The following is a 12,257-nucleotide window of genomic DNA, read 5'->3' on the forward strand; positions in this document are numbered from 1 at the left end:
GAAAATCTATAATTGATATGCAATCATTTCTCCAACTAGTCGCTCACGATTTATATGCCAAGATAGGAAACGACTTATCTCGTACAGTACTCGTATTCCCTAATAAACGTGCCAACTTATTCTTCAACGAATATTTGGCAGGAGAATCCAATCAACCCATCTGGTCACCTGCTGCAATGAGTATCAGCGACCTGTTCCGGAAGTTATCTGTGCAGAAAGCCGGTGATCCTATCCGACTGGTCTGCAAACTATATAAAGTATTCCGCGAAGAGACAGAAAGCCAGGAAACGCTGGACGATTTCTATTTTTGGGGCGAACTGCTGATCAGTGATTTCGACGACGTAGACAAAAATCTCGTTGATGCGGATAAACTTTTCAGCAATTTACAGGACCTGAAGAATCTGATGGACGATTACGAGTTTCTTGATAAAGAACAGGAAGAGGCGATCCGGCAGTTCTTCCAAAATTTCTCTATCGAACGCCGGACAGTGCTGAAAGAGAAATTCATCTCCCTTTGGGACAAACTAGGCACCATCTACCACCGTTACCGTGAAAACTTAGCGGAACTGGGAATAGCCTATGAAGGCATGCTCTACCGCAATGTAATCGAGCAACTGGATACCACCCAATTGAAATACGACAAATATATCTTTGTCGGCTTCAATGTACTCAATAAAGTAGAGACAAAATTCTTCCAACTATTACAAGATGCAGATAAAGCCATGTTCTATTGGGATTACGATATCTTCTACACCAAGCAGATTACCAAACACGAAGCCGGAGAATTCATCAACCGTAACCTGAAACTATTTCCGAATGAATTACCCGAAAGTTGTTTCGACACTTTGCGAAAACCGAAAAATATACGCTACATCTCCGCTTCTACTGAAAATGCACAAGCCCGCTTTCTTCCTGAATGGGCACATAACACTCTTTCCACTACCAACGAAGAGAAAGAGAACGCCGTTGTGCTCTGCAATGAAGCTCTGCTGCTTCCCGTACTCCATTCCATTCCACAAGAAGTGAAGAACGTCAACATCACGATGGGTTTCCCGCTAGCACAAACTCCGGTATACAGTTTTATCAATGCCGCTATGGAATTACAAACCAACGGCTACCGCAGCGATACCGGACGCTTCACCTACGAAACCGTATCTGCTATACTGAAGCACCCTTATACCCGGCAGCTATCCATCAATGCCGAACCTTTAGAACGGGAACTGACCAAGACCAACCGCTTCTACCCGCTCCCTTCGGAACTGAAGATGGATGACTTTCTGGCAAAGCTCTTTACTCCTCGAAACGGCATCAAAGAGTTATGCGATTATTTGACGGAATTAGTCAAAGAAATCTCCCTTCTCTATCGGGAAGAAAGCGAGTATAGCGATATCTTCAACCAACTATACCGGGAATCACTTTTCAAGAGCTATACTACTATCAATCGTCTCTATAGCCTGATAGAAAGCGGAGAACTGAACATACGTACCGACACGTTAAGACGCTTGATCAGCAAGGTTCTGACCGCTTCCAACATTCCTTTCCATGGAGAACCTGCCATTGGCATGCAAGTCATGGGAGTACTGGAAACCCGTAACCTTGATTTCCGCAATATAATCCTTCTTTCGCTCAACGAAGGGCAGCTACCGAAATCCGGAGGAGACTCTTCTTTTATCCCCTACAACCTTCGGAAAGCTTTCGGCATGACCACCATCGAACATAAGAATGCAGTCTACGCCTATTATTTCTACCGACTGATACAACGGGCGGAAAACATTACTTTGCTCTATAACACTTCTTCCAATGGACTGAATCGTGGAGAAGAATCCCGTTTCATGCTTCAACTACTGGTAGAAGGGCCTCACAAAATTGTCCGTGAGTATCTCGAAGCCGGACAATCTCCTCAAAGCACAACAGATATCAGTATAGAGAAAACTCCCGAAGTATTCGAACGACTACGCAGTGCCTATGATTGTTCAAGTCCTCAATCATATATACTTTCTCCTTCAGCCCTCAACGCCTATCTCGATTGCCGGCTGAAATTCTACTACCGTTATGTAGCCAAATTAAAAGCACCGGACGAAGTCAGTGCGGAAATCGACTCCGCATTGTTTGGAACGATCTTCCATCTCTCCGCCCAATTAGCTTACACAGACCTGACCGCTAATGGGAGAATGATACAAAAAGAAGATTTGGAACGCCTGCTACGCAACGAAGTCAAACTGCAAAACTATGTGGATCTGGCTTTCAAGCAAGAACTCTTTAAGGTTCCGGCAGAAGAAAAACCCGAATACAATGGTGTGCAGCTCATCAATTCCAAAGTGATTGTTTCCTATCTGAAACAACTACTGAGAAATGACCTGCAATACGCTCCCTTTGAAATGGTCGCTATGGAAAAGCCAGTTGCCGAGAAAATAACGATCCAAACCGGACAAGGTCCCATCACCCTTCGTCTAGGGGGAACTGTTGACCGCATAGATGCCAAAGACACTACTCTGCGTATCGTAGACTATAAAACCGGAGGAAGTCCCAAGACACCTGCCAACATTGAACAACTGTTTACTCCATCAGAAAGTCGTCCCAACTACATTTTCCAGACTTTTCTGTATGCTGCTATTATGAGCCGGCAGCAATCTCTGAAAGTAGCTCCTTCCCTTCTTTATATCCATCGGGCTGCTTCTGAAAGCTATTCGCCGGTCATTGAAATGGGAGAACCTCGCCAACCGAAAATCCCGGTCAGCAACTTTGCCTTTTTTGAGGATGAATTCCGCGAACATCTGCAAAGACTATTAGAAGAAATATTCGATAAGAATGAGCCTTTCACACAGACAGAAGATACTAAAAAATGTGCTTATTGTGATTTCAAGGCAATCTGTAAAAGATAAAGCCATTCAGCATTCAGCCTTTTCAGTATCTCTCGCAAATCCCCTTCTGTCAGGGCATTTGCGAGAGATACTGAAAAGGCTGAATGCGGTAAGTATCCCGATAATAGTATGAGTAAAACTAGTACATCTTTCATTCAAATGTAGCACATCTTTAACTCAAACGTTGTACATCTTTGACTCAAATATTGTACAAGAATCGGATAACTTAAGTACTTGTCACAAGCAAGTCTTGTGCTCATTAGGAAGTACTCCTATAGAGGGTTATAACAAAGACTGTCTGCCATTCCGGACCGACACCACTTCTATCAAGTAATGCCCGCTCTGAATGACAGGACAGTCTTTTGACTTATCTCGAATTTATATCAACTTTTATCGAACTTATATTAGCTTTCTAACAGCGGAATCGAGAAACTGAATGTAGAGCCTTCCTCTTTCTTCGAAGTAAACCAAAGTTCACCACCATTTTTAGTTACAAAATCTTTGCAGAGCAACAGTCCGAGTCCCGAACCTTCCTCATTATTAGTACCAAAGGTACTAAAATGCGTATCGGTATGCAGCAATTTCTTCTGATTTTCTTCATCAATACCACAACCGCTATCCTTCACGCTCACTACCGCCATATTATCTTCTTCTTTCAGCGATACCAAAACTTCCGATCCTTCATTGCTGAACTTGATGGCATTACTTATCAGATTGCGAATCACCGTTTTAATCATATCAATATCTGCACGTACTTCCACACGTTCATCAGGAATATCCATTGCTATACGGATATTCTTCAAACCAGCTACCATCGTAAAGATCTCGCTGACTCCTTCCACAACTTCTACCATATCGATATTCTGGTAAACAACCTTCAGCTTACCGATCTGGCTCTTCGTCCACTTCAATAAGTTATCGAGTAATGAGAATACATCCTCTGTTGTCTGATTGGCCATCGTCAACAGTTCATACATTTCAGGACCGATCGTTTCACTCGGCAAGTTCAGAATCAGCATATTGAGTACCATCTTGATAGAGCCCATAGGAGAACGCAGGTCATGCGCAATCACAGAGTAAAGTTTATCACGTCCCATGATAGTCCTGCGTAGCTCTTCTGTCTGTGCTATAATAATTCGTTTGGCTGCCACCAGCGAAATCTGATGCGTCACACGAATAATCAGTTCCTCCTTATTGAACGGCTTGGAAATAAAATCGTTGCCACCCACCTGAAATCCTTTTACGATATCCGCCGTGCTATTCAAAGCAGTAAGGAAGATAACAGGAATTTCGCTCATTTCTTCGTCCGCCTTCATTTGCCGGGCTACTTCGAAACCACTGATATCCGGCATCATCACATCCAATAATACAAGATCAGGCTTCTCTTTCTTTACCTGTTCCAAAGCCTGTGTACCATTACCTGCTGTTACAATATTGAACTTCTCATTAGTCAGAAGCACCTTCAGCAGAAGGACATTTGAAATTACATCGTCCACAATAAGTATCTTATATTCGGAAGGATTTATTTCCACATTCATATCATTCTATTTTTATGTTACATCAAACATTTTTAAAATACTCAATCATACGCTTCAATCCGTCTTCCAGTTCGACGGTAGGCTGCCATCCCAGTTTCTCTTTTGCCAGTTTAATATCCGGCTGGCGTTGTTTTGGATCATCCGTCGGCAGAGGCTTAAATACAATCTTCGAAGTAGAGCCCGTCATCCGGATTACTCTCTCCGCCAATTCAAGAACCGGAAATTCATTTGGATTTCCAAGGTTTACAGGACCTGTAAAATCATCCTCCGTATCCATCATCCGCACCATACCTTCTATCAGGTCATCAATATACTGGAAACTGCGTGTCTGTTTTCCATCACCATATATAGTGATGTCTTCATTATTTAGTGCCTGTATGATAAAGTTAGAAACCACACGTCCATCATTAGGTAGCATTCTCGGGCCATAAGTATTAAAGATACGAATAATCTTGATACGTGTCTGATTCTGACGATAGTAATCCATAAACAATGTTTCAGCACATCGTTTTCCTTCATCATAACATGACCGGTACCCCACCGGATTCACATTTCCCCAATAAAATTCCGGCTGGGGATGAACAATCGGATCACCATACACCTCGCTGGTAGAGGCTTGCAGTATTTTCGCATCCAGTCTCATTGCCAGTCCGAGCATATTGATAGCACCCATCACAGATGTTTTGGCTGTTTGAATCGGATCATGTTGATAATGGATAGGAGACGCCGGACAAGCCAGGTTGTATATTTCATCCACCTCGGCAGAATAAGGATAAGTAACGTCGTGTCTTACAACTTCAAAATGATGGTTCCCCATCAAATGCTTTATATTGTCCTTGGAACCTGTAAAGAAGTTATCCAGACATATCACGTCGTGCCCCTCATTTACAAGTCGAGTACAAAGATGAGAGCCTATAAATCCAGCCCCGCCACTTACCAATATTCTTTTCATTTTCTAATATTAACTATTGTTTTTCAGAGAACATAACTTCTCTGTTTTGTTTATAAAGGCAAATGTAAACGATTTGCTCATAATATACAATTTTAGAGATGGATATTTTTTAAGAAAAGCAAAAATAAAATAGTTTCAGTTTTCGAAACAACTTCCCTGCACCAAGTGTTATTAATACCAATAAACCACTAATTCAATAGGATTATGATAATGAATGAACTTAATACAAACCTGATAGAAGCGGCCAAAGAAAGATTCCCAGCAAAAGGACAGCTAGCGAATATATTAATGGATACCCTCTATATGGGCAAAGAAGCTATTTACCGGAGGCTGCGCGGCGAAGTCCCCTTTACATTTCAGGAAGCAGCCGTTATTTCAAAAGAACTGGGGATATCATTGGATAGAATTGCAGGAGTGAGCTTCAGCAATAATGCAATGTTCGATATCAATGTAGTAGATCATAACGAACCCTTTGAGACCTATTATGATTTCCTGAACAAACATGTCAAGTTATTCCACACATTACGGGAAGATACGAGTGCTGTATTAGGAACTGCTTCAAACGTGATTCCCCAAACGCTCTATCTGAAACATGAACTTCTGGCTAAGTTTCGTTTCTTCAAATGGATGTACCAAAATGAACATATCAATTGCAAACATTTTGAGGACCTGAAAATTCCCCAAAAGATTATCAATGCCCAACAAGACTTTGTGAAGTTATCACAGCATATTCATACGACCGATTATATTTGGGACAGTATGATTTTTCTTCATCTCATCAATGACATACAGTACTTCTCCGACATTCACCTTATTTCAGACGAAATGAAGCAAAACATTAAAGAGGAATTACTGAAACTTACGGATGAGTTGGAAAGCATCGCCATGAAAGGAAAAACAGACTTCGGCAATGATGTGCATATCTATGTGTCACAAATCAATTTTGAAGCAACTTACAGCTACCTGGAAACAAACCTGATGCAACTCAGTATGATACGAGTTTATTCCATCAACTCACTAACCACGCTGGATGCTCAAATGTTCCGAAGCTTGAAGGAATGGATTCAATCACTAAAAAAATTCTCTACACTGATTTCACAAAGTGGAGAAATGCAACGCATCCAGTTCTTCAAGCAACAACGTGAAATTATTGATGCTCTTTAATTTTCGCTTAGTTTCGATTATCGAAACTAAGCGAAAATCTTAGTTCTAAATCATGAAAGTAGACAAGCCTCTTGCCTACTTTTTTCATTATACGACCTCCGCACTTAGCTATTCTATCAAATGAGAAAAAGCCATCACCTCTCAGAGCTGTTTTCCCACACAAAACTATCGTTTACATGACTTAATTTTGCATAGAATGTATCATACAGATTATTAACGTATATAAAAGAGAACAAACAATGAAAAATGGTATTGTAAACGAGTTGATTATTGCAATGAAAGAGCGTATCCCCAAAGGACAAAATCTTGCCAATTCTTTGGCAGACATTCTCTATATGGGAAAAGAAGCAGTTTATCGTAGACTTCGTGGCGAAGTGGCTTTTACTATTGACGAAGTAGCCCTGCTATCCAAAAAGCTTGGTATTTCCATTGATCAGATTATAGGTAACCATCTATCCAATAGAGTTACTTTTGACATGAATCTGCTCAATTCACCTAACACCTTGGACAGTTATTATGAGATTATTAATCGGTATCAGCAAATATTCGATTATGTGAAAGGAGACAACACAACGGAAGTCTATACAGCTTCCAATCTTCTCCCTTTCACTCTTTACTCTTCCTTTGAACACATGTCCAAGTTTCGTCTCTGTCGATGGATTTACCAGAACGGGCAAATGAAAACTCCCAATTCATTGGCAGAAATGCAAGTAGATCCGAAAATCGTAAAAGCGCATAAGAAGTTAAGCGAAAGTGTGAAGCAATGTCCGAAAACCTATTTTATTTGGGACAGCAACATATTCCTTTCATTCATCAAGGAAATCAAGTACTTTGCCAGTCTGAATCTGATCACAGAAGACGATGTAGCACACCTGAAAGAAGAGCTATACCAGTTGCTTGCAATCATGGAAACACTTTCTATCAAGGGAGAGTTCAATGAAGGACATAAAGTATATTTCTATCTCTCTAATATTGATTTTGAAGCGACTTACACCTATATAGAGAAGAAAGACTATCAAGTCAGTTTACTTCGGGTGTACTCTATCAATTCTATGGATTCACAGAGCCCGCAAATCTGCCAGATCCAACGAAACTGGATTCAGTCACTAAAACGCCACTCTACTCTGATTTCGGAAAGTGGAGAGGCCCAACGTATTGAGTTTTTGCAAAAACAACTGGCAATCATCGATACTCTGTAAACAATAACAGACCAGATCGTTATTGATCTGGTCTGTCTTCCCTTATTCAGGATGATTCATCCTGTCCCGCTAACAATAGTTCCCCACTATTCTCTTAAATATCTTATTATTGATTTTCTTCCTGAATGCGATGTACCCATCCATTCACAACAATCTGCACGGCCAACCATGACTCAGATAAGAAAAATATAATATGATAGTTGCTTTGTCGATCCAAATATTCTTGTGTACTCAAATTCTTACCTTCCGCATTGGTCATAGCCAAATAATCAATCAGATTTATATCGAATACTTTCTTTCCCGAAGCCTTCTCTGTAAGCACCAAGCGAGTCTTACGATCCGCCATCAACCTCATTGTATTCATATCCACAAAAGCTGTAGCAGGATCTTTCTGCTCCATATAATAAGGACGAAAACTCAGCACATCATCATCCTGCAATGAATTGTCATGTCCCAGGTGTCCATTGGATTCTATAATCTCATAATCGTAATCATTCATATCCAGTGTCCAGGTACCGGTATAAGACTGGAAGCCAAATCTCACTATTTTAGTATCTCTGATCAGATTAATAGTCTCCGTTTGGTGTTCAGTTCCTGTGAAGTTGACACCAATGATTTCACCATACCAAAGCGTTTCCATCTTTTTATTGATAATGAGAGAGGCTTCACGCTTTAGCTTTAACTTCAAGTCAGTAATGGTAGAAACGCCGGGCGTCAATAGAGTAATGTCATATGAATCACGTGCACCGGCCCATGCCATAAACTGATATTGTCCGACGGGCAATTCTACTTCCATCAGATAATTACCGGTTGACAGTGCACTCCCTTCTTCCGCCTGCTTAAACATAAACTTCCCGTCTTTATCGAATATATAAAGCTCCACTTTATCAACCTGAGCATGGAACGCATCTGCAAATTCCATGTTATAGTCATACTTAAACTTCACAAGCAAGCGGCATTCCGGCAAGTCTTCATTAAAGCTGTCGCATGAAACTACTATCCCGGAACCCATCAGAAGAATTCCTAAGACAACGTAACATATAAGGCTTTTTAGATTCATATTTTCCTTTTTTCAATTATATATAGAGGAAAAGAAACTATTTCTTCTCTCGTTATTTCCTAATCCAGAGGATGGAATACCTCAATAATTCCATCAAAAGCTATATCCCGAAGTTTTTTTAAAGTTTTCGGCAACTTTGAAAATGTTGGGAGTAAAGTTGTGGGAGAGTTTCTCCCACAACTTTTTATTTGAAAAATCTATTTCTATTACTAATTCTGAATTACATGATTTCCTCTTGAGTATACCAAGTCCAAGGATTAGGTGTAATTTCAATAGATAACCAGCCTTCGTCGCTTTCGTCCGGAGTATCTGGATCCGGATCTGGAATAGCCGGATATCCCGGGTTATTAAACTTCTTAACATTAATGTCATAAACAGAGTTACGAACTACTCCAAACTCACCTAACTCATTTGTTGCAGCGCTAGTATCATCATGTTTGATCATGATTTTGTAGTAGCTTACTGCACCTACATAATAAGTAAGCCCTGTTACTGTTTTAGCTCTGTCTTTAGCTGCAATAGCTGCCACAAGAGCTTTCGTATTTTTAAAATCGTCAACAAGAGCAGTAATAGCTGTAGCATCGGCTGTAGGAGGAAGCTCAATTGCACCCACACCAACAGCTACTAAATATCTATTGTACGCAGTAGTACGAGCAGTCGGGAATGTAGCAGGTTCTCCATCAGCATATTTAGCTTTCAATTCTGCCTCAATCCACTCCATTAATGTAGCAAAAGTATAGAAACCACCATTAATTAACATCCAGTCACCAGCAAGCGCCGGGTCTGTTTCCTGATCTGTAGATGGAGTACCATCATTAGGTGCAGGTCTACCATATTCAGACGGGATGAATTTAGCTTTCAACAATACATGCGTAGTATAAGCGTGCACATTATGAGTTGCAGTCTGCGTATTTTCAAGACAATATTCAGCAACTTTATTTATCGTAGTTGTAGGATCATTCCAATTAGAAGGAGCTGAAGTACTGCTATAAGAGTTATAGTAGCTCAAGTTTTGAGTACCATAGTTAGGGTCAATTCTGTATGAACCTATCTTATACTGGTCAAACGGAGTAATACACTCACCGCGAGCACCTGGCTTATTAGCCGGAGTTTCATTCCAAGTCAATGTTCTCTTAGATACAGGGAAGTATGTCTTATTAGTAGCATTCAATATCCATCCTGCATCCGAGATTGTTGCTTTAGCATCAGAATCAGCAGTTACATATACACGAACTTTTGCTACAACACGGTCAATTCTGATAGACAATGGATTATTAGTAGCCGCTGTCTCATTTGCATAAAGAGACAAATCGATGGGATCACCAAATGTTGGTGAAGTTTCAACATCATCCGAAGGTTCTAACGATCCTTTGGCGTTAGACATCATAAATTCACCAGCAATTGTCAGATCTGATACAGCATCATCAAGAGCAGCATTAACCGTTGAATATAGCGTTCCAACAGGCCATTTTTGATCTGTCATACTAACAGTCTTTTTTTCAAACTCTGGAGATGGATTCGCAATAATCAATATTCTCTTAGAAGTTGCAGGAACTTTAAAAGCCTTGCCTGCAGTTCCACTTGGTATACCATTGGCATCAAGCCCCGCCTGATCATTAGACAATGTGATATCAGCAGTCACAGTTGCAGCATCCTCATTTGCATTTGCCGTAAAAAATATGGCACGTACTTTAGTGATTTTTGATTCATCTTCAGTTGCAGCTTCCTGATTCGGGTTATGTAATCCACGAGTTTGTACCGGAGTCTTTACTGCTAATGCCACCCATGCGTCTGCATTCGGGTCTGTCACCAAGTCATTATTGTTGCCCGGATTATCCACCGGCACCAAATCTTCGTTACTACAAGCAGCAAAAGCCACAGCAGCAAGCGCTAACATAAGAAAATTCTTCTTTTTCATTGTTCTTACAAATTAATAAAAGCGTTTGTAACTAGTTTATTTATCTCTATTTTTATTTTTCTTTTCAATTTCAGCTGCATTCGTTCTTTTCGTAGCCAATTCCTCCAAATTCTGTCCGGCAGCCTCCAGACCAGCTTCGGCAGCTGCTTTCAAATATTCTTCCGCATGTTCATAATCTCCTTTTAATAACATTAATACACCCATAGCATTGCTATATTCAGGTAATTGCTTATGAGCGTTTACCATTTTCAAATAGCGTTCCGCAGATACCAAGTCATTGCGCGAAAGGGCAGCCATAGCAGCATTGATGCTGGCTATTTCATCCTTAGGATACATCCGTACAGCTGTCTCGAATACATCGATAAACTCTTGCGAGCCCTTCGGATAAGTATTAGCCACCAAGAACATCTCATTCAGACTCAAATTCTGAGGACGTGTCTTAATAATCTCTTTCGCTTCGTCTACATTAAAATTCTTAATCTCATAATTCACTTTACAAATAGCCACACGAAGACTTGGGAAAATATATTTCAACATATATCGATAAGGTACACCACCACGAAGCTGCATCAACTTAGTTTCTCTTCCTTTTTCCAGAGGAACATCTTTGATAATATTCAGTACTTCATCTTTATACTCCATTTCAAACGAATCCAATGCTTTCACCAATCCATCCCAGTTTTCACCGCCGAAGACGATATAATACTGATTTCGTGAGAAATCATATTTTGATGCCAGATAATCACGCAATGCCATTGCACGTCCTTCGGACAGACGCTTGTTATTCGCCAATGATCCTTCAGGTGAAGCATAGCCCACAATATCCAGCTTGTTTACCTTAATACTGGGATCAGACTTCAATTCATCAATCATTGCACGAATTTTGGCCAGCTCCTTCGGATTATTCATGTACTCCGGACGAATATTAATTTTATTCACCTCAAAATCAAGGAAACATTCCGCTTGTATTTCACGGTTCTTCACTTCTTCCGCAGCCGGTTGCAAATAAGCAAGGTGAGGCACTACCACATACGGCACCAGCATACGTTCCAGATCAACGTCACCTAATGGTTCCACACTCATCAATTGAGTTTCACCACAGCCACACTCATCACGTTGTACCTCCACTTGAGCATCATCCATCCACGATTCATAAGGCAATACATATCTATACTTTATCGTATCATTTCTTCTCTTACTACTTTTCTCTACAACATAAGGCTTTTCGTAGAGATTCTTCTCCTTAGTACTCATCAGAGAAAGCCAACGTTCATAAGCCAAGTACTCATTGTGTCCTTTGATTGACACTTTCGGAAGATTAAGATTACGTGTCGGAGCAATCAGCCGTGGAATAAAATCCACTCCATGTGCCGACTTCACCCTTACATCATTCAGGACGAAGTCAATATTTATATAAACCGATTTACCGCGTTGTTCCAGTTGTACCGGCACCACAGAGATAGTTCCATCATAAGAACACGTCTGGGCAACAGCCGAACCTGTATTCTGGCATAAAACCATCAGTACCAATACGATGAGTTGTATACTCCTTTTCATCATTCTAT

General features: G+C 40.6%; 8 protein-coding genes. 3 read left to right on the plus strand and 5 right to left on the minus strand.

What is annotated here, in order from left to right; translation table 11 throughout:
• Nucleotides 1–17 precede the first annotated feature (17 nt).
• Nucleotides 18–2,882 carry a PD-(D/E)XK nuclease family protein gene (locus HMPREF2794_RS06160; protein WP_070751163.1) on the plus strand — a complete coding sequence of 955 codons (2,865 nt, stop codon included), beginning with the start codon at nucleotides 18–20 and terminating at the stop codon, nucleotides 2,880–2,882.
• Nucleotides 2,883–3,265: 383 nt separating this feature from the next.
• On the opposite strand, the gene HMPREF2794_RS06165 is transcribed toward HMPREF2794_RS06160, so the two are convergent.
• Both HMPREF2794_RS06165 and HMPREF2794_RS06170 read right to left on the minus strand, forming a co-directional pair.
• A complete protein-coding gene (locus HMPREF2794_RS06165; RefSeq protein ID WP_010537880.1) occupies nucleotides 3,266–4,399 on the minus strand; it encodes an ATP-binding response regulator in 1,134 nt (377 codons plus the stop codon).
• A 22-nt stretch (nucleotides 4,400–4,421) separates the two neighbouring features.
• Nucleotides 4,422–5,351 carry a UDP-glucuronic acid decarboxylase family protein gene (locus HMPREF2794_RS06170; protein ID WP_022301079.1) on the minus strand — a complete coding sequence of 310 codons (930 nt, stop codon included), beginning with the start codon at nucleotides 5,349–5,351 and terminating at the stop codon, nucleotides 4,422–4,424.
• Nucleotides 5,352–5,555: 204 nt separating this feature from the next.
• Between HMPREF2794_RS06170 and HMPREF2794_RS06175 the strand changes: the two genes are divergently transcribed.
• Entirely contained in the window at nucleotides 5,556–6,515 is a 960-nt protein-coding gene (locus HMPREF2794_RS06175; protein ID WP_055270691.1) for a hypothetical protein, read from the plus strand.
• A 239-nt stretch (nucleotides 6,516–6,754) separates the two neighbouring features.
• On the plus strand, nucleotides 6,755–7,714 hold the full coding sequence (locus HMPREF2794_RS06180; protein ID WP_070751164.1) for a helix-turn-helix domain-containing protein: 960 nt from the start codon (nucleotides 6,755–6,757) through the stop codon (nucleotides 7,712–7,714).
• Between the two features lie 106 nt (nucleotides 7,715–7,820).
• Here HMPREF2794_RS06180 and HMPREF2794_RS06185 read toward each other — a convergent pair whose 3' ends face one another.
• The 3 genes from HMPREF2794_RS06185 to HMPREF2794_RS06195 form a co-directional block, all read right to left on the minus strand.
• Entirely contained in the window at nucleotides 7,821–8,774 is a 954-nt protein-coding gene (locus HMPREF2794_RS06185; protein ID WP_070751165.1) for a FimB/Mfa2 family fimbrial subunit, read from the minus strand.
• Nucleotides 8,775–8,994: 220 nt separating this feature from the next.
• On the minus strand, nucleotides 8,995–10,692 hold the full coding sequence (locus HMPREF2794_RS06190) for an Mfa1 family fimbria major subunit (RefSeq protein WP_070751166.1): 1,698 nt from the start codon (nucleotides 10,690–10,692) through the stop codon (nucleotides 8,995–8,997).
• A gap of 36 nt (nucleotides 10,693–10,728) precedes the next feature.
• On the minus strand, nucleotides 10,729–12,252 hold the full coding sequence (locus tag HMPREF2794_RS06195; RefSeq protein WP_172680464.1) for a DUF3868 domain-containing protein: 1,524 nt from the start codon (nucleotides 12,250–12,252) through the stop codon (nucleotides 10,729–10,731).
• Nucleotides 12,253–12,257 lie beyond the last annotated feature (5 nt).

It is taken from the genome of Bacteroides sp. HMSC067B03, from assembly GCF_001811315.1.
Classification (GTDB): Bacteria; Bacteroidota; Bacteroidia; order Bacteroidales; family Bacteroidaceae; genus Bacteroides; species Bacteroides faecis.